Here is a 16,962-nt window from a genome sequence, read left to right as displayed (position 1 = left end):
AGGAACGTCAGATGAATAACGAAGTGCTATCCCCGGTCGACATCAAGGATGCTCAAGCGCTACCGCAAGAGCTGACGCAAACGCCGCCAGACCTCGAGCCGGTGGCCGAGCCTGTGGTCGAAGCGGTTGCCGACGCCGCAGTCGAAGCTGCGGCGCCGACTCCAGCGCCGGCGCCGGCGATCCCGGTGCCAAGCCTGGACGACAGCAGCCTGTACATTCATCGCGAGCTCTCGCAGCTGCAGTTCAACTTCCGCGTGCTGGAACAGGCGCTGGACGAATCGTATCCGCTGCTCGAGCGCTTGAAGTTCCTGCTGATCTTCTCCAGCAACCTCGACGAGTTCTTCGAGATCCGCGTCGCCGGCCTGAAGAAGCAGATCAATTTTGCCCGTGAGCTGGCCGGCGCCGACGGCCTGCAGCCGCATCAGGCCCTGAGCCGGATCAGCGAGCTGGTGCACCACGAAGTGGATCGCCAGTACGCGATCCTCAACGACGTGCTGCTGCCAGAAATGGAAAAGCACAACATTCGCTTCATTCGTCGTCGCAACTGGACGCCGAAGATCAAAACCTGGGTGCGGCGCTTCTTCCGCGACGAGATCGCGCCGATCATCACCCCGATCGGCCTCGATCCGACTCACCCGTTCCCGTTGCTGGTGAACAAGAGCCTGAACTTTATCGTCGAGCTCGAAGGGGTCGATGCGTTCGGCCGCGATTCGGGTCTGGCGATCATCCCGGCGCCGCGCTTGCTGCCACGGGTGATTCGCGTACCGGAGGAGGTAGGCGGCACCGGTGCCAACTACGTGTTCCTCTCGTCGATGATTCACGCCCACGCCGATGATTTGTTCCAGGGCATGAAGGTCAAGGGTTGCTATCAGTTCCGCCTGACCCGTAACGCCGACCTGGCGCTGGATTCGGAAGAGGTCGACGACCTTGCCCGCGCCCTGCGGGGTGAGCTGTTCTCGCGTCGCTACGGCGATGCAGTGCGCCTCGAAGTCGCCGACACCTGCCCCAAGCATCTTTCCGATTACCTGCTCAAGCAGTTCAGCCTGAGCGAGAACGAGCTGTACCAGGTCAATGGCCCGGTCAACCTGACCCGGCTGTTCAGCATCACCGGCCTGGAAAGCCACCCGGAGCTGCAGTACCTGCCGTTTACCCCGGCGATCCCCAAGCTGCTGCAGAACGCCGAAAACATCTTCAGCGTGGTCAGCAAGCAGGACATCCTGCTGATGCACCCCTTCGAGTCGTTCACCCCGGTGGTCGACCTGCTGCGCCAGGCAGCCAAAGACCCGCATGTGCTCGCCGTGCGCCAGACCCTGTACCGCAGCGGCGCCAACTCGGAGATCGTCGATGCGCTGGTGGATGCGGCACGTAACGGCAAGGAAGTCACCGCGGTGATCGAGCTGCGCGCGCGCTTCGACGAAGAGTCCAACCTGCAGATGGCCAGCCGTCTGCAGGCTGCTGGCGCGGTGGTGATCTATGGTGTGGTCGGCTTCAAGACCCACGCCAAGATGATGCTGATACTGCGTCGCGAACAGGGCGAAATCGTCCGCTACGCGCACCTCGGCACCGGCAACTACCACGCCGCCAACGCCCGTCTGTACACCGACTACAGCCTGCTGACCTCGGATGACGCGCTGTGCGAAGACGTCGGCAAGCTGTTCAGCCAGCTGATCGGCATGGGCAAGACCCTGCGCATGAAAAAGCTCCTGCATGCGCCGTTCACCCTGAAGAAGGGCATGCTCGACATGATTGCCCGCGAGACTCAGTGCGCGCTCGACGGCAAGCCGGCGCACATCATCGCCAAGTTCAACTCGTTGACCGACGCGAAGATCATCCGCGCGCTGTACAAGGCCAGCCAGTCAGGTGTGCGCATCGATCTGGTGGTGCGTGGCATGTGCTGCCTGCGCCCAGGCATTGCCGGGGTTTCGCACAATATTCACGTGCGCTCGATCATCGGCCGCTTCCTTGAGCACACGCGGGTGTTCTACTTCCTCAATGGCGGCGAAGAGCAGATCTTCCTGTCGAGTGCCGACTGGATGGAGCGCAACCTCGATAAACGCGTCGAGACCTGCTTCCCGGTCGAGGGCAAGAAGCACCTGCTGCGGGTCAAGAAGGAGCTGGAAAGCTACCTGACCGACAACACCCAGGCGTGGATCCTGCAGTCGGATGGCCGTTACGTGCGCAGCACGCCGACCGGCAACCAGAACCCGCGCAGTGCCCAGGCGACCCTGCTGGAGCGCCTGAGCAACCCGGTTCTCAACGTACGCTGAGGACGAAGCCGACCCGGGCCAGCCACTCCGCCTCGTTGGCGAAGTCGGCCTGGGTCAGCGGGTGCTGTTCCAGCCAGCCATCCGGGAACACCACTTCCAGGCTGTTCTCGTGGGCTTGCAGCACCACTTTGGGCATCTCTTGGGTGCCGCGGATGTGGTGGAACAGGATGGCGAAGCGCAGCAGCACGCACAGGCGAATCAGCTGGCTGCCTTCATCGCCGAACTCGGCGAATTTATCCTTGGGAATGTTGCGACGATGGCCGCGCACCAGCAGCGCGAGCATCTGCTGGTCTTCCCGCGAGAAGCCGGCCAGGTCGGAGTGCTCGATCAGGTAGGCGCCGTGCTTGTGGTAATGATAGTGGGCGATGTCCAGGCCCACTTCATGGACCTTGGCCGACCAGCTCAGCAGGTCGCGCCAGTTGCCTTCTTCCAGATCCCAGTCCTTGGCCACTTGATCAAACGCGTGCAGCGCCTTGCGTTCGACCCGGGCGGCCTGGTCGTGGTCGACGTGGTAGCGCTCCATCAATGAGTTGAGGGTGCGCTCGCGCACGTCTTCGTGGTGATGGCGGCCAAGCAGGTCGAACAGCACGCCCTCACGCAGGGCGCCGTCGCAGTGATCCATGCGTTGCAGTTCAAGTGCATCGAAAATGGCTTCGAGAATCGCCAGGCCGGCCGGGAAGATCGTGCGGCGGTCAGGCTTGACCCCTTCGAAGTCGACCTTGTCGGTGTCGCCCAGCTTGAACAGCTTGCGCTTGACCCAGGCCAGGCCTTCGGCGTTGACCTCACCGTTGCCCAGACCGCCGGCCTTGATCGCCGCGCCAATGGCGCGAATGGTCCCGGACGAGCCGATCGCTTCGTCCCAGGTCAGCCGGTGCAGGGCGGTTTCGATGCTCATCAGCTCCAGGCGCGCGGCGGTGTAGGCCTGGGCGTAGCGCGCCGGGGTGATCTTGCCGTCGCGGAAATAGCGCTGGGTATAGCTGACGCAGCCCATTTGCAGGCTCTCGCGCAGCAACGGCTCGAAACGCTGGCCAATGATGAACTCGGTACTGCCGCCACCAATGTCGGCGACCAGGCGCTTGCCCGGGTTGTCAGCCAGGGTGTGCGACACGCCGAGGTAGATCAGACGTGCTTCTTCACGGCCGGAAATGACCTCGACCGGGTGGCCGAGGATGGCTTCGGCACGCTGGATGAAGTCGTTGCGGTTGCGCGCTTCGCGCAGCGCGTTGGTGCCGACGATGCGCACGGCGCCATCGGGCATGCCGTTGATCAGCTGGGCGAAGCGCTTGAGGCACTCCAGGCCCCGCTGCATGGCTTCTTCGCTGAGGCGGCGCTCTTCGTCGATACCGGCGGCCAGCTGAACCTTCTCGCCCTGCCGCTCAAGAATGCGGATTTCCGTGTGGTGGGCCTTGGCCACGACCATGTGGAAACTGTTGGAGCCCAGGTCGATGGCGGCGATCAGGGATAGGTTCTTCGCGGAGTTCTGCGGCATGATTTTCGAGATTCTCGGTCGGTTACCTGGCAATCCTGCCACGAACGCGGGCATACGCCAACGCGTGGCTGGGCAAGGTTTGATGCAAAGCAAGGTGCGCACGGATCGTATGACACCTGTGTGACAGTTTCGATGCGTAGCGTCTTGCCCAACTATAGTTACACTCAATCGTCCGCGACTTCCTGTAGCCAGCCGGTGCAGCTATGATGGGCCACGATTTTGCTTTCCACCTGGAGATATCCATGAGCAACGACCTGATCAAACACGTCACCGACGCCACCTTCGAGGCCGAAGTCCTGAAGGCAGAAGGCCCGGTGCTGGTCGACTACTGGGCTGAATGGTGTGGCCCATGCAAGATGATCGCTCCAGTCCTGGACGACATCGCTACTACCTACGAGGGTAAACTGACCGTCGCCAAGCTGAACATCGACGACAACCAGGAAACCCCGGCCAAGCACGGCGTGCGTGGCATCCCGACGCTGATGCTGTTCAAGAACGGCAACGTCGAGGCAACCAAGGTTGGCGCGCTGTCGAAATCACAACTGGCTGCGTTCATCGACGCCAACCTGTGATGTTAAAAGGCCCCGGTAAATCCGGGGCCTTTTCTTTTTGCGAACACTAGACGCGCAAAAAAGCAAGTGTTACATTCGGCCTCGCACTGTTTCTTCAAGTGCCCCCTGCACGCCGTCGCCGAAGCATCCCAATTCGAATCAGTACGCGATCCTGTCGCCTTCTTGCGGCGCGGCTTCATTAAGCCAGAAGCTTAATTCTCCCTTCTTACATGATTACGTCCACTCCCCTTATGAACCTGACTGAACTCAAGCAAAAGCCGATTACTGATCTGCTAGAAATGGCCGAACAGATGGGCATTGAAAACATGGCCCGTTCGCGCAAGCAGGACGTGATTTTCGCCCTGTTGAAAAAACACGCTAAGAGCGGCGAAGAGATCTCGGGTGACGGCGTGCTGGAGATTCTCCAGGATGGTTTCGGTTTCCTGCGGTCGGCTGATGCGTCCTACCTGGCCGGCCCTGACGATATCTACGTCTCGCCCAGCCAGATCCGTCGCTTCAACCTGCGTACCGGTGACACCATCGTTGGCAAGATTCGCCCGCCGAAGGAAGGGGAGCGTTACTTCGCGCTGCTCAAGGTCGACACGATCAACTACGACCGTCCAGAAAACGCGAAGAACAAGATCCTCTTCGAAAACCTGACGCCGTTGTTCCCCAACAAGCGCCTGAAGATGGAAGCCGGCAACGGTTCCACCGAGGACTTGACCGGGCGTGTGATCGACCTGTGTGCGCCGATCGGCAAGGGCCAGCGCGGCCTGATCGTCGCTCCGCCAAAAGCGGGCAAGACGATCATGCTGCAGAACATCGCCGCCAACATCACCCGTAACAACCCTGAGTGCCACTTGATCGTTCTGCTGATCGACGAGCGCCCGGAAGAAGTTACCGAGATGCAGCGCACCGTGCGCGGCGAAGTGGTTGCTTCGACCTTCGACGAGCCGCCAACCCGCCACGTGCAGGTTGCCGAAATGGTCATCGAGAAGGCCAAGCGCCTGGTTGAGCACAAAAAAGACGTGGTCATCCTGCTCGACTCGATCACCCGTCTGGCCCGTGCCTACAACACCGTCATCCCGAGCTCCGGCAAGGTCCTGACCGGTGGTGTCGATGCCCATGCACTCGAGAAGCCAAAACGCTTCTTCGGTGCTGCGCGTAACATCGAAGAAGGCGGCTCGCTGACCATCATCGCCACCGCGCTGGTTGAAACCGGCTCGAAGATGGATGAAGTGATCTACGAAGAGTTCAAAGGTACCGGTAACATGGAACTGCCTTTGGACCGTCGCATCGCCGAGAAGCGTGTGTTCCCGGCCATCAACATCAACAAGTCGGGCACGCGTCGTGAAGAGCTGCTGACTGCTGATGACGAGCTGCAGCGCATGTGGATTCTGCGCAAGCTGCTGCACCCGATGGACGAAATCGCTGCTATCGAGTTCTTGACCGACAAGCTCAAGCAGACCAAGACCAACGACGAGTTCTTCCTGTCGATGAAGCGCAAGTAAGCTTCGCTTGGTGCCAGCAAAAGCCGGGGAAACCCGGCTTTTTGCTGTCTGGTTGTATGCTTTGACGCGATCCATACGACGCTGCTCTGTGTAGGAGCGGCCTTGCGTCGCGAAAGGCCCGCAAAGCGGGCCCAGCAATTCTGCGGCGTTGCCTAAATCGTGGGGCCGCTACGCAGCCCTTTCGCGACACAAGGCCGCTCCTACACTACGGCCCGCTAAGGCGCTAGACTGTGCACCCCGACCGATACGGCCAACACGAGGCTTACGCATGCAGTATCGCGATTTGCGCGACTTTATCCGTGGCTTGGAGCAGCGCGGCGAACTCAAGCGCATCCAGGTTCCGATTTCACCCGTCCTGGAAATGACCGAAGTCTGCGATCGCACCTTGCGTGCCAAGGGCCCGGCGTTGCTGTTCGAAAAACCTGTCGGCTTCGACATCCCGGTGCTGGGCAACCTGTTCGGCACACCGGAGCGGGTCGCCATGGGCATGGGCGCCGAATCGGTCGCGGAGCTGCGCGAGATCGGCAAGCTGTTGGCCTTTCTCAAGGAGCCCGAGCCGCCCAAGGGTCTCAAGGATGCCTGGTCGAAGCTGCCGATCTTCAAGAAAGTCGTGTCGATGGCGCCCAAGGTGGTCAAGGACGCGGTGTGCCATGAGGTGGTGATCGAGGGCGACGACGTCGACCTCGGCCAGCTGCCGATTCAACACTGCTGGCCGGGCGACGTGGCGCCGCTGATCACCTGGGGCCTGACCGTCACCCGCGGGCCGAACAAAGAGCGGCAGAACCTGGGCATCTATCGCCAGCAGGTGATCGGCCGCAACAAAGTCATCATGCGCTGGTTGAGCCACCGAGGCGGCGCGCTGGACTATCGCGAGTGGTGCGAGAAGCACCCGGGCCAGCCGTTCCCGGTGGCGGTAGCGCTCGGCGCCGACCCAGCGACCATTCTCGGCGCGGTCACGCCGGTGCCGGACACCTTGTCCGAGTACGCCTTCGCCGGCTTGCTGCGCGGCAATCGTACCGAGCTGGTCAAGTGCCGCGGCAGCGACCTGCAGGTGCCGGCCACGGCGGAAATCATCCTTGAAGGGGTTATCCACCCTGGCGAGATGGCCCCGGAAGGCCCGTATGGCGATCACACCGGCTACTACAACGAAGTCGACAGCTTCCCGGTGTTCACCATCGAGCGCATCACCCATCGGCGTAATCCGATCTATCACAGCACCTACACCGGCCGGCCGCCGGATGAGCCGGCGATTCTGGGTGTGGCGCTGAACGAAGTGTTCGTGCCGATCCTGCAGAAGCAGTTCCCGGAGATCACCGACTTCTACCTGCCGCCGGAAGGCTGCTCGTACCGCATGGCGGTGGTGACCATCAAGAAGCAGTACCCAGGCCATGCCAAGCGGGTAATGCTCGGTGTGTGGTCGTTCCTGCGACAGTTCATGTACACCAAGTTCGTTATTGTCACCGACGACGATATCAACGCCCGCGACTGGAACGACGTGATCTGGGCTGTCACCACGCGCATGGACCCCAAGCGTGATACGGTGATGATCGACAACACGCCGATCGACTACCTGGATTTTGCTTCACCAGTGTCGGGGCTTGGCTCGAAGATGGGCCTGGACGCCACACACAAGTGGCCGGGCGAGACAACACGCGAATGGGGCCGGGTCATCGTCAAGGATGATGCCGTCACCCGCCGTATCGATGAGCTGTGGGATCAGTTGGGAATAGATTGATGCAGGTAACGTTGCAGCCCTCCGGGGCGGTACTGGCGCTGGAGCCCGGTGAAAGGATTCTTGATGGTGCGCGGCGCCTGGGCTATGACTGCCCGAGCAGCTGTCGCAATGGCAACTGCCATGTCTGCGCGGCCTTGTTGGTCGAAGGTCGCGTGCGCCAGGACGGCGAAGTGCGCGATCATGGCGAGCTGTTCACCTGCATCGCCGAGCCGCTGGAAGACTGCGTGCTGCTCTGGGACGGCGTTCTGGCCCTCGGCGAGCTGCCGTTGCGCACGCTGGCCTGCACGGTCAGCGAGTGTGTCGAGGTGGGTGGTGATGTCTGGCGCGTGCGCCTGCGTGCCCCTGCCGGCAAGCCGCTGCGCTACCACGCCGGCCAATACCTGATGATCGAGCGCGACGGCGCCGACAAGGCTGCCTTCTCGCTGGCCTCGGCACCGCATGCCGGGCGTGATCTGCAGCTGCACGTACTGGCTCGCGAGCCCAGCTCGGTAGCCTTGATCGAGCAATTGCAGCGCGACGGCCTGGCGCGTATCCAGATGCCGTTTGGCGACACCCACCTGGCCGAGCTGCCGGATGGGCCGCTGGTGTTGATCGCCGCCGGCACTGGCATGGGCCAGATGCACAGCCTGATCGAGCACTGCCGGGCCAACGGCTTCAAGCACCCGGTGCACCTGTACTGGGGCGTGCGTCGTCCAGAAGACTTCTACGCGATCGAGCACTGGGACGAGTGGCAGCGTTTGCCGAATCTGTTCCTGCACAAGGTAGTCAGCGACCTGTGCGGTTGGGAAGGGCGCTGCGGGATGCTCCACGAAGCGGTCTGTGAAGACATCGCCGACCTCAATGACGTGCACGTCTATGCCAGCGGCTCGCCAAACATGGTCTATGCCACGTTGGATGCTTTGGTCGAAGCCGGAATGGACGCCCATCGTATGCGCGCTGATGTATTTGCCTACGCGCCGCGTGGCTGATTGCTAATAACCAAAGTTACTCGAGTTGATTATAAGGCGGTAATTGTTACCGCCTGCGCCACTAACTTTATCTATACTCGCAACAGCACTGCCCACTCGCCTGCAATGCCCGTGTTGTAGAGGCTGCTGCCTGCGCCAGGGCTTGTACAACAGTGCCTTTCTGCCGTACGGTAAGTCCAGCGCAGCGTCAGTGAGTTACAGTGGCGCTCATTGCAAGTTCTCGGGGAATAATGGCGGCAGCTTATGTCGGCAATTGAAAGTCTATCCTGGAAAGTGTCCTATCCGCCGTCGCTGGACTTCGGTCAGCAACTCACGCGCGAGCAACTGTCGGTGTCGATGCAGTCGACCATGTCACGTCATCGTGGCGGGCCGGTCTGGTTGTTTGCCTATGGCTCGCTGATCTGGCGGCCGGAATGCAACTCGGTCGAACGCCAACGCGCGCGGGTACATGGTTATCATCGCGGCCTGTACCTGTGGTCGCACGAGCATCGTGGCACGCCCGAGTGCCCCGGGCTGGTGTTTGGCCTGGATCGCGGCGGCTCGTGCAGCGGCTTTGCCTATCGGCTGGAAGACAGCAACCTGGATGACTCGCTGATGGCCCTGTGGCAACGGGAGATGCCGTACCCGGCGTATCGCCCGCACTGGCTGACCTGCCGGCTCGACGATGGCAGCAAGGTGCAGGCGTTGGGCTTTGTGCTGGAGCGGCACTTGCCGTGTTACGCCGGCGACCTGCCGGATGGGCTGCTCAGCCAGATCCTGGCCAGCGCCAGCGGGCGCTTCGGCACCACCCGCGATTATGTCGAGCAGACCTTGAATGCGCTGCGCAGCCATCAGATGCCGGATCGCAATCTGGAAGCACGCTTTCGCCGCTGCCATAACCTGCGCGAGGTTTGAGCCCCGCGCAGGCCTCGTTCAGCGGGTCTGCACCACCAGCTTGCCCACCGCCTTGCGCTGCGCCAGTTGTTCGATGGCGCTGCCGGCTTCGGCCAGTGGATAGGTTTTCGACACCAATGGTTTGATCTTGCCCTCGGCGTGCCAGGCGAACAATTGGCGGAAGTTGGCCGCGTTGTCCTGTGGCTGACGCTGGGCAAATGCACCCCAGAACACTCCCACTACTGCCGCGCCCTTGAGCAGCGCCAGATTGACCGGCAACTGCGGGATCACGCCGCTGGCAAAGCCCACCACCAGCAGCCGGCCGTTCCAGGCCAGGCCGCGCACCGCCTGGTCGAACAGCTCGCCGCCGACCGGGTCGTAGATCACGTCGACGCCCTGGCCGCCAGTCAGGCGCTTGATTTCATCCTTGAGCGAGCTTGTGCTGTAGTCGATTAGCTCGTCTGCCCCGGCAGCCGTGGCTACCGCCAGCTTGTCGACGCTGCTGGCTGCGGCGATCACCTTGGCACCCATGGCCTTGCCGATCTCTACCGCTGCCAGGCCGACGCCGCCGGAAGCGCCCAGCACCAACAGGGTTTCCCCGGGCTGCAGGTTGCCCCGCTGGCGCAGTGCGTGCAGCGAAGTGCCGTAGGTCATGCCCAGCGCGGCGGCGGTGGTGAAGTCCATGCTGTCGGGGATTGGCAGCACGTTGTAGTAGGGCACCGCGACCTGCTCGGCAAACGCGCCCCAGCCGGTCAGGGCCATGACCCGTTGGCCCACCTCGAATGCGCCAGCCTTGGCGCCCACCGCCGCAACCACGCCGGCCGCTTCGCTACCCGGCGAGAACGGTAGCGGTGGCTGGAACTGGTATTTGCCTTCGATGATCAGCGTGTCAGGGAAGTTGACCCCGGCGGCGTGCACGTCGAGCAGGACCTCGTTGATCTTCGGCTGGGGGCTGGCGACGTCTTCAAGCACAAGGTCGCGCGCCGGGCCCAGGGTTTTGCACAACACGGCTTTCATCGGGGCTATTCCTTTGCAGGTGATGGCCGATAAGTGTAGGAGGACTGCTTGCCCGGTCAACGAGCATGCTCGGCCCTGATGGCCCGGCATAAGCCCGGGCTTGGGTTTGCGCGACGTGCTGGGTAAGCTGGCGCCAACTGTATGTGAGGAGCGAATTCGTGAAAGCGTGGATCTTGATGGTTATGGCGCTGATGCTGCCAATGGCGGCGATGGCCGAGGAGGCCGCAGAAGGCGCGCCGAAGGTTGCCTATATCAGCCTGAGCCCGCCCTTTGTCGGCAACTACGCACTGGATGGCAACAGCAAGCTGCGCGTGTACAAGGCTGACGTGGCCCTGCGCGTGACCGGCGATGCGGCCGCAGCGGCGGTCAAGCACCATGAGCCGCTGATCCGTAATCAGCTGGTGGCGCTGTTCACCCAGCAGACTGTGGACAACATGAGCAACGTCGAGGCCAAGGAGCGCCTGCGTCAGGAAGCGCTGAAGCAGGTCCAGCAGGTGATGGAGAACGAGGAAGGCAAGCCGATCGTCGAGGACTTGCTGTTCAACAACCTGATTGTGCAGTGATGTTGATGCGGTGAAGCCCATTGGGGCTGCAAAGCAGCCCCTCTGCTTTTCACTTGGCCAGGGCGAGAATGGCAGCCCACTGCTCCGCAGTCACCGGCATCACCGACAGCCGTGTACCTTTCTGCACCAGCGGCATCTCCTCCAGAGCTGCCTGCTGCTTGAGCAAACCAAGCCCGAGCAAAGGCTTGAAGGTGCGCACATGGGCGACGTCGACGGCGCTCCAGGGGTTCTTGTCGGCGCTGGCCTTGGCATCGTGGTAGTGACTCTGCGGGTCGAGTGCCGTAGGGTCGGGGTACGCCGCTGCAACAATTTTGCCGATACCAGCAATGCCCGGCTGCGGGCAGCTTGAGTGATAGAAGAAAAACTCGTCACCAACCGCCATGGCCCTGAGGAAATTGCGCGCCTGGTAGTTGCGCACCCCGTCCCAGCGCGCTTCGCCGAGGCGCTTGAGGTCATCGATGGACAATTCGTCCGGCTCGGATTTCATCAGCCAATAGGCCATGGACGCTGCTCCTGACAAAGTCTGAAATAACTAGTTGCATGAAACCGACAGCCGGTTGACGTCAACGTTTGCGTGTCGGCTCCGGTTGGCGGAAAATGCGCCGATTTTAAGCACTATGCTCAGTCAGCACTGAAAAAGCTGGCAAGCCCGAATCAGTTGCCAGGGGGCAATCAATGAACAAACGCAAACCGGACCTGCTGTGGATCCTGGCCTTTATCTTTGGTCTTGGGGTCGTTACCACCGGTTATGCGCAGAGTTTGCTCGAGCGAAAGATGGACGTCGCCTACCAGACCCCTGTCGAACAAGCGCCGCAGCAACGTTGAAGTCATTGCGCGCTCAATTACGCGCCAGGTACCAGTGGCGGTCCGAGACCGTGCCTTGCAGTGGTACATCCCAGCTGGCCTGCGCCAGACGCTCGACCTTCTGGCATTCATGCGCCAGTCCCAGCAGCAGTGGTTTCTTCCAGGTCTTGCGCCGGCTCTGATAAGCCAGGCTGCGGTCATAGAACCCGCCACCCATGCCCAAGCGGCCTCCCACTTCGTCAAACCCGACCAACGGCAGCAGGATCAAGTCCAGCGCCCAGATTGGCCGTTGCCGCTTGCGCTCGATTACCGGCTCCGGGATGCGAAAGCGATTGCGCTTGAGCACCTCACCCTGGTCGTAACGCTGGAACACCATGCGTGTGGCCGGCCAGGCGTGCAGCACCGGCAGGTAGATGCGCTTGCCGCGCCGATGGCCCTCGCGCAGCAGCAGACGCGGGTCGATCTCGCCGTCATTGGGCAGGTACAGGGCAATGTGGCGGGCGCGGCGGAACAACGGATGCTGGGCCAGCTGACGGTACAGGCCGCGCGACGCCTGACGCTGTTGTGCAGGCGTGAGGGCTCGGCGTGCATTACGCAGCTGGCGACGGAGTTGCGGGCGGGTGAGGGGCGCGGTGTCGGTCATGGCACAGAGATCCCGGAGGTGTCGGCCGCCGTGGCGGCCAGACCAGTTGCCCGCCAGAGCAGGCGGGCAATGCAGAATTCAGGCTCCCCGATAAGACCGCTATCGGCGTAGCCCTTGAACCCGAAAGTTCAAGGTGGAGATTGCAGGGGGCGTTAAGGCTTTCCGTCGGGCGGACATGCACACCGGCCCCAGCGTGCAACCCCCGTGGTTGTGCGTATCGGCTCAGGGACATAACCGACTGGCGCATCTCCCAGGGAGTGACGCCAGTATACCGATCTCAGCCGTTTTTGGTACCCGTGTCGTCGGCCAATGCGCTGTCGACGCGCTCGAGCAGGTCACGCACCTGCTCGCGAGTGGTGCCGCCGCTGGCCACTTCAGGGGTTTCCTGGCGGTGGAGCATTTCGTGGGTAATGTTCAAGGCCGCCATCACCGCAATGCGATCGGCGCCGATGACTTTGCCGCTGCTACGGATCTCGCGCATCTTGCCGTCCAGGTAGCGCGCGGCGCTGACCAGATTGCTGCGCTCTTCGGGCGGGCAGATGATCGAGTAGTCTTTGTCGAGGATCTGTACGGTGACGCTATTGCTTGAACTCATGAGTCTTGCTCCAGGGCCTTGAGCCGCAAGATCATGGATTCGACCTTACGCCTTGCGATCTCATTTTTTTCAATGAGGTGGGCGCGCTCTTCGCGCCAGGAAGTTTCCTGCGCTAATAGGAGTGCATTTTGCCGTTTAAGTTGCTCGACGCGCTCGATCAGCAGCTCGAAACGGCTCATCAGCGCTTGCAGGTCGTTGTCTTGCATGGGGGGCACTCGTTTCGCTCCATCGTTTACGGCCTGGCCATGATGCCGGTGCCGGGCCTTGGGCGGCCAGTGCCGATGGTCTTGGCGCGCCTGCCGGTGCTAGGATACAAGGTCTTCATTCTAGACATTGCGCCGTCTGGCGCCTAGCAGCCCATGCCTAATACTCAATCGCCGTACACCGCTTTCGCCACACTGCTCTCGAGCAATGGCCACCCTGTCTCCCCCGCCGAGCTGCACGGCCTGTTGATCGGCCGCAGCTGCGCCGGCGCAGGCTTCGATGCCGAGGCCTGGCTGGCCGACGCCGCCAACGCCCTTGAGGTCGAACCGAACGACTCTGTGCGCAACGCCCTGATCGGCCTGCAGGAGATGGTCAAGGCCGAACTCACCGGCGACGACGTCGCTCTGGTGCTGTTGCTGCCAGGTGATGAACAACCGCTGACCGAACGTGCCGCCGCCCTTGGCGAGTGGTGCCAGGGCTTCATCGCCGGCTTTGGCTTGAACGCCGGCGGCAAGGACCTGTCCACCGAAGCCAAGGAAGTGCTGCAGGACCTGGTGGCGATCTCGCAGGTGCAAGACGCCCTGGAAGAATCCGAGGACGGCGAGAGCGACTACATGGAAGTCACCGAGTACCTGCGCGTTGCGCCGCTGCTGCTGTTCACCGAGCTGGCCGCGCCGGTTGCGCCTGCCCCCAAGCCATCGCTGCACTGATCAGTCGGGATCGTCTGCCCATGAGCCACATACCCAAGGCCGAGTATGCCCGTCGGCGCAAGGCGCTGATGGCGCAGATGGTCCCCAACAGCATTGCCATTCTGCCTGCCGCTGCGGTTGCCATTCGCAACCGTGACGTCGAGCACGTGTACCGTCAGGACAGCGACTTCCAGTACCTCAGCGGCTTTCCCGAGCCTGAGGCGGTCATCGTTCTGATCCCCGGTCGCGAGCACGGTGAATACGTGCTGTTCTGCCGTGAACGCAACCCGGAGCGCGAGCTGTGGGACGGCCTGCGTGCCGGTCAGGAAGGTGCCCTGCGCGAGTATGGCGCGGACGATGCGTTTCCGATTACCGACATCGACGAGATCCTGCCGGGCCTGATCGAAGGCCGCGAGCGGGTGTACACGGCGATGGGCAGCAACCCCGAGTTCGACCGGCGCCTGATGGACTGGATCAACCTGATCCGCTCCAAGGCCCGCCTTGGTGCGCAGCCGCCCAACGAGTTCGTTGCGCTGGATCATCTGCTGCACGACATGCGTCTGTATAAATCGGCAGCAGAAGTGAAGGTCATGCGCGCCGCTGCGGCGATTTCTGCGCGGGCCCATGTGCGGGCCATGCAGGCCTGCCGGGCGGGGCTTCACGAATACAGCCTGGAGGCCGAGCTCGATTACGAGTTTCGCAAGGGCGGGGCGAAGATGGCGGCCTATGGCTCGATCGTCGCAGCTGGGCGTAATGGCTGCATCCTGCACTATCAGCAGAACGACGCCGTGCTCAAGGACGGCGACCTGGTGCTGATCGATGCTGGCTGCGAGATCGACTGCTATGCCAGCGACATCACCCGCACGTTCCCGGTCAGCGGGCGTTTTTCCGCTGAGCAGAAAGCCATCTACGAGCTGGTGCTCGAAGCCCAGGCTGCGGCCTTTGCCGAGATCGCCCCAGGCAAGCACTGGAACCATGCCCATGAAGCGACGGTGCGGGTTATCACCGCGGGGCTGGTGCGGCTGGGCCTGCTCAAGGGCGAAGTGCAGGCGCTGATCGACAGCGAGGCCTACCGCGCGTTCTACATGCACCGCGCTGGGCACTGGCTGGGCATGGATGTGCACGATGTCGGCGAGTACAAGGTCGGCGGCCAGTGGCGGGTGCTCGAAGTGGGTATGGCGCTGACCGTCGAACCTGGCATTTACATCGGCGCCGACAATCAGGCCGTGGCCAAAAAATGGCGCGGTATCGGCATCAGGATCGAGGACGACGTGGTGGTTACCAGGCAGGGCTGTGAAATTCTTACCTCCGGCGTACCGCGTACGGTTGCCGAGATCGAGGCGCTGATGGCCGCTGCCCGCGAGCAGGCGGCATGAGCCGGGTCAACCTGGCGATCATCGGCGGCGGCCTGGTCGGCGCCAGCCTGGCGCTGGCGCTGCAGGCCGGGGCCAAGGCGCGTGGCTGGAAGATCCTGCTGATCGAGCCGTTCGCTCCTGGCGATGCGTTTCAGCCAAGCTACGATGCGCGCTCGTCGGCGTTGTCGTTCGGCACCCGGCAGATCTACCAGCAGTTGGGCCTGTGGCCGGCCATCAGCCAGCGCGCCGAGCCGATTCTGCAGATTCACGTGTCCGACCGCGGCCGCTTCGGCGCCACCCGCCTGGATGCCAGCGAAGAAGGCGTGCCGGCGCTGGGCTATGTGGTGGAAAACGCCTGGCTCGGCCAGTGCCTGTGGCAGGGCCTGGACCCGGAAGTAGTGAGCTGGCGTTGCCCGGCCGAGGTCAAGGCGATGCAGCCGATCGAGGGCGGTTACCGCTTGCAGTTGGATGACGACACCAGCCTTGAGTGTGACCTGGCCGTGCTGGCTGACGGTGGTCGCTCGGGCCTGCGCGAGCAGTTGGGTATCCATGTGCAGCGCCGGCCGTATCAGCAGAGCGCCTTGATCGCCAATATCACCCCGGGTGAGGCGCACGGCGGTCAGGCATTCGAGCGCTTTACCGAACAAGGGCCGATGGCCTTGCTGCCGTTGCCGGACAACCGCTGTGCGCTGGTCTGGACCCGCCAGGGGATGGACGCCAAGCGCCTGGCCGAGATCGACGAGCGCAACTTCCTCGCCGAGCTGCAGCAGGTCTTTGGCTACCGCCTCGGTGCGCTGCGCCAGGTTGGCGCACGGCATCTGTATCCGCTGGCGCTGGTGGCTGCCAGCGAGCAGGTGCGCCCGCATCTGGTGGTCCTCGGCAATGCCGCGCACAGCCTGCACCCGATTGCCGGGCAGGGCTTCAACCTGTCGCTGCGCGATGTGCAGGCACTGGCTGAAGGCTTGCTGGCCGGTCCGCAGCACCCCGGCGACCTGGCGACCCTGCAGACCTATCAGCAGCGTCAGCAGCTCGACCAGAGCCTGACCATCGGCTTCTCCGATCAGGTCACGCGGATGTTCGGCAGCAGCCAGCCGTTGCTGGCCACCGGGCGCAACCTGGGCTTGCTCGGCCTCGACCTGTTGCCACCGGCCAAGCGCTGGTTCGCCCGCCAGGCGATGGGCCTGGGCACCCGCAGCGATCTGCGGGGTCGCCTGTGAGCGATTCGCGTCGGCTGGCGCGCAAGGCCCGCATGCTGCGCTGGTTGCTGAATATCTACCCGCCCTACTTGGGTGCCGGTATTCGGGTGCAGCAGATCAGCCCCGACATGAGCCACATCAAGGTGCGCATGAAGCTCACCCGCTGGAACCGCAACTACGTCGGCACCCAGTTCGGCGGCAGCCTGTATTCGATGGTCGACCCGTTCTACATGCTGTTGCTGATCGAGCGTCTGGGCAGCGAGTACATTGTCTGGGACAAGGCCGCCAGCATCGACTTCATCTCACCGGGCAAAGGCCCGGTGTATGCCGAGTTCAACGTCGATGACGCGCTGCTGGCCGAGATTCGCCAGCAGACCGCCAGCGGCAAGAAATACCTGCCGCGGCTGCAGGTCGACATCCGCGACGGCGCCGGTGAACTGGTGGCGCGGGTCGATAAAACTCTTTATGTACGGCTCAAGCCGCAAGTGAGGCAGGCGTAAGG

General features: G+C 62.7%; 18 protein-coding genes and 1 other RNA gene. 12 read left to right on the top strand and 7 right to left on the bottom strand.

Translation table 11 applies throughout. The features are described 5' to 3' along the window. Positions 1-11 precede the first annotated feature (11 nt). Complete coding sequence (gene ppk1, locus ACQZ2L_RS02000; protein ID WP_430324519.1) at positions 12-2,267, top strand: polyphosphate kinase 1; 2,256 nt, start codon at positions 12-14, stop codon at positions 2,265-2,267. On the opposite strand, the gene ppx is transcribed toward ppk1, so the two are convergent. Continuing rightward, positions 2,254-3,756 (bottom strand): exopolyphosphatase, encoded by a 1,503-nt coding sequence (ppx, locus tag ACQZ2L_RS01995; protein ID WP_430324518.1) that lies wholly within the window; start codon positions 3,754-3,756, stop codon positions 2,254-2,256. The two genes, ppk1 and ppx, sit on opposite strands and share 14 nt — an antisense overlap. A 242-nt stretch (positions 3,757-3,998) precedes the next feature. Here ppx and trxA point away from each other — a divergent pair, with 242 nt between their 5' ends. The 5 genes from trxA to ACQZ2L_RS01970 all read left to right on the top strand — a co-directional run bounded on the left by trxA (position 3,999) and on the right by ACQZ2L_RS01970 (position 9,415). Then, complete coding sequence (trxA, locus tag ACQZ2L_RS01990; RefSeq protein ID WP_101315253.1) at positions 3,999-4,328, top strand: thioredoxin TrxA; 330 nt, start codon at positions 3,999-4,001, stop codon at positions 4,326-4,328. Positions 4,329-4,558: 230 nt separating this feature from the next. Next, positions 4,559-5,818 (top strand): transcription termination factor Rho, encoded by a 1,260-nt coding sequence (gene rho / locus ACQZ2L_RS01985; protein ID WP_314876958.1) that lies wholly within the window; start codon positions 4,559-4,561, stop codon positions 5,816-5,818. A 268-nt stretch (positions 5,819-6,086) separates the two neighbouring features. Next, positions 6,087-7,553: a 4-hydroxy-3-polyprenylbenzoate decarboxylase gene (gene ubiD / locus ACQZ2L_RS01980; RefSeq protein WP_430324516.1), complete on the top strand. Its 1,467-nt coding sequence runs from the start codon at positions 6,087-6,089 to the stop codon at positions 7,551-7,553. Beyond that, the gene (locus ACQZ2L_RS01975; RefSeq protein WP_430324515.1) at positions 7,553-8,521 is read left to right on the top strand and encodes a CDP-6-deoxy-delta-3,4-glucoseen reductase; all 969 of its coding nucleotides are present in this window, start codon (positions 7,553-7,555) and stop codon (positions 8,519-8,521) included. The genes ubiD and ACQZ2L_RS01975 overlap by 1 nt, the downstream gene beginning before the upstream one ends. Positions 8,522-8,764: 243 nt before the next feature. Then, positions 8,765-9,415 carry a gamma-glutamylcyclotransferase gene (locus ACQZ2L_RS01970; RefSeq protein ID WP_430324514.1) on the top strand — a complete coding sequence of 217 codons (651 nt, stop codon included), beginning with the start codon at positions 8,765-8,767 and terminating at the stop codon, positions 9,413-9,415. Positions 9,416-9,433: 18 nt separating this feature from the next. Here ACQZ2L_RS01970 and ACQZ2L_RS01965 read toward each other — a convergent pair whose 3' ends face one another. Continuing rightward, entirely contained in the window at positions 9,434-10,411 is a 978-nt protein-coding gene (locus ACQZ2L_RS01965) for an NADPH:quinone oxidoreductase family protein (RefSeq protein ID WP_430324513.1), read from the bottom strand. Between the two features lie 158 nt (positions 10,412-10,569). On the opposite strand from ACQZ2L_RS01965, the gene ACQZ2L_RS01960 reads away from it, so the two are divergent. Next, positions 10,570-10,974, top strand: a complete 405-nt coding sequence (locus tag ACQZ2L_RS01960; protein ID WP_314876962.1) for a flagellar basal body-associated protein FliL — start codon at positions 10,570-10,572, stop codon at positions 10,972-10,974. A 49-nt stretch (positions 10,975-11,023) separates the two neighbouring features. Here the strand turns inward: ACQZ2L_RS01960 and ACQZ2L_RS01955 are convergent, their stop codons facing one another. Next, the gene (locus ACQZ2L_RS01955; RefSeq protein WP_430324512.1) at positions 11,024-11,476 is read right to left on the bottom strand and encodes an EVE domain-containing protein; all 453 of its coding nucleotides are present in this window, start codon (positions 11,474-11,476) and stop codon (positions 11,024-11,026) included. Between the two features lie 173 nt (positions 11,477-11,649). Between ACQZ2L_RS01955 and ACQZ2L_RS01950 the strand changes: the two genes are divergently transcribed. Further along, positions 11,650-11,799 (top strand): hypothetical protein, encoded by a 150-nt coding sequence (locus tag ACQZ2L_RS01950; RefSeq protein ID WP_178080737.1) that lies wholly within the window; start codon positions 11,650-11,652, stop codon positions 11,797-11,799. A gap of 13 nt (positions 11,800-11,812) precedes the next feature. On the opposite strand, the gene ACQZ2L_RS01945 is transcribed toward ACQZ2L_RS01950, so the two are convergent. The 4 genes from ACQZ2L_RS01945 to ACQZ2L_RS01930 form a co-directional block, all read right to left on the bottom strand. Then, positions 11,813-12,421, bottom strand: a complete 609-nt coding sequence (locus tag ACQZ2L_RS01945) for a 5-formyltetrahydrofolate cyclo-ligase (protein WP_101315269.1) — start codon at positions 12,419-12,421, stop codon at positions 11,813-11,815. An 80-nt stretch (positions 12,422-12,501) separates the two neighbouring features. Next, a non-coding RNA gene (ssrS, locus tag ACQZ2L_RS01940) (6S RNA) lies at positions 12,502-12,681 on the bottom strand. 17 nt (positions 12,682-12,698) lie between these two features. After that, a complete protein-coding gene (locus tag ACQZ2L_RS01935; protein WP_101315271.1) occupies positions 12,699-13,016 on the bottom strand; it encodes a cell division protein ZapA in 318 nt (105 codons plus the stop codon). After that, complete coding sequence (locus ACQZ2L_RS01930; RefSeq protein ID WP_101315273.1) at positions 13,013-13,222, bottom strand: TIGR02449 family protein; 210 nt, start codon at positions 13,220-13,222, stop codon at positions 13,013-13,015. The genes ACQZ2L_RS01935 and ACQZ2L_RS01930 overlap by 4 nt, the downstream gene beginning before the upstream one ends. A gap of 153 nt (positions 13,223-13,375) precedes the next feature. On the opposite strand from ACQZ2L_RS01930, the gene ACQZ2L_RS01925 reads away from it, so the two are divergent. Genes ACQZ2L_RS01925 through ACQZ2L_RS01910 form a run of 4 tightly spaced genes read left to right on the top strand, consistent with a single transcriptional unit; the run spans position 13,376 to position 16,960 of the window. After that, a complete protein-coding gene (locus tag ACQZ2L_RS01925) occupies positions 13,376-13,930 on the top strand; it encodes a UPF0149 family protein (RefSeq protein ID WP_186701649.1) in 555 nt (184 codons plus the stop codon). A 20-nt stretch (positions 13,931-13,950) separates the two neighbouring features. Beyond that, a complete protein-coding gene (gene pepP / locus ACQZ2L_RS01920; RefSeq protein ID WP_314876967.1) occupies positions 13,951-15,285 on the top strand; it encodes a Xaa-Pro aminopeptidase in 1,335 nt (444 codons plus the stop codon). After that, on the top strand, positions 15,282-16,481 hold the full coding sequence (ubiH, locus tag ACQZ2L_RS01915; RefSeq protein ID WP_150570423.1) for a 2-octaprenyl-6-methoxyphenyl hydroxylase: 1,200 nt from the start codon (positions 15,282-15,284) through the stop codon (positions 16,479-16,481). The genes pepP and ubiH overlap by 4 nt, the downstream gene beginning before the upstream one ends. Then, positions 16,478-16,960: a DUF4442 domain-containing protein gene (locus ACQZ2L_RS01910; protein WP_103435608.1), complete on the top strand. Its 483-nt coding sequence runs from the start codon at positions 16,478-16,480 to the stop codon at positions 16,958-16,960. Before ubiH ends, ACQZ2L_RS01910 begins: the two co-directional genes overlap by 4 nt. The last annotated feature ends 2 nt before the right edge of the window (positions 16,961-16,962 follow it).

It is taken from the genome of Pseudomonas shirazensis (assembly GCF_050496565.1).
GTDB lineage: Bacteria > Pseudomonadota > Gammaproteobacteria > Pseudomonadales > Pseudomonadaceae > Aquipseudomonas > Aquipseudomonas shirazensis_A.
Note: the sequence above shows the minus strand (reverse complement) of the source record. Positions and strands in the feature narration are given on the sequence as shown.

Bases quoted from the DNA above. Each gene is read 5' to 3' on its own strand.
- ACQZ2L_RS01925 (WP_186701649.1), top strand. From the start codon at position 13,376: ATGCCTAATACTCAATCGCCGTACACCGCTTTCGCCACACTGCTCTCG.
- ppx (WP_430324518.1), bottom strand. From the start codon at position 3,756: ATGCCGCAGAACTCCGCGAAGAACCTATCCCTGATCGCCGCCATCGAC.
- ACQZ2L_RS01975 (WP_430324515.1), top strand. From the start codon at position 7,553: ATGCAGGTAACGTTGCAGCCCTCCGGGGCGGTACTGGCGCTGGAGCCC.
- ubiH (WP_150570423.1), top strand. From the start codon at position 15,282: ATGAGCCGGGTCAACCTGGCGATCATCGGCGGCGGCCTGGTCGGCGCC.
- ACQZ2L_RS01930 (WP_101315273.1), bottom strand. From the start codon at position 13,222: ATGCAAGACAACGACCTGCAAGCGCTGATGAGCCGTTTCGAGCTGCTG.
- ACQZ2L_RS01950 (WP_178080737.1), top strand. From the start codon at position 11,650: ATGAACAAACGCAAACCGGACCTGCTGTGGATCCTGGCCTTTATCTTT.
- rho (WP_314876958.1), top strand. From the start codon at position 4,559: ATGAACCTGACTGAACTCAAGCAAAAGCCGATTACTGATCTGCTAGAA.
- ppk1 (WP_430324519.1), top strand. From the start codon at position 12: ATGAATAACGAAGTGCTATCCCCGGTCGACATCAAGGATGCTCAAGCG.
- ACQZ2L_RS01945 (WP_101315269.1), bottom strand. From the start codon at position 12,421: ATGACCGACACCGCGCCCCTCACCCGCCCGCAACTCCGTCGCCAGCTG.
- ubiD (WP_430324516.1), top strand. From the start codon at position 6,087: ATGCAGTATCGCGATTTGCGCGACTTTATCCGTGGCTTGGAGCAGCGC.
- pepP (WP_314876967.1), top strand. From the start codon at position 13,951: ATGAGCCACATACCCAAGGCCGAGTATGCCCGTCGGCGCAAGGCGCTG.
- ACQZ2L_RS01965 (WP_430324513.1), bottom strand. From the start codon at position 10,411: ATGAAAGCCGTGTTGTGCAAAACCCTGGGCCCGGCGCGCGACCTTGTG.
- ACQZ2L_RS01935 (WP_101315271.1), bottom strand. From the start codon at position 13,016: ATGAGTTCAAGCAATAGCGTCACCGTACAGATCCTCGACAAAGACTAC.
- ACQZ2L_RS01955 (WP_430324512.1), bottom strand. From the start codon at position 11,476: ATGGCCTATTGGCTGATGAAATCCGAGCCGGACGAATTGTCCATCGAT.
- trxA (WP_101315253.1), top strand. From the start codon at position 3,999: ATGAGCAACGACCTGATCAAACACGTCACCGACGCCACCTTCGAGGCC.
- ACQZ2L_RS01970 (WP_430324514.1), top strand. From the start codon at position 8,765: ATGTCGGCAATTGAAAGTCTATCCTGGAAAGTGTCCTATCCGCCGTCG.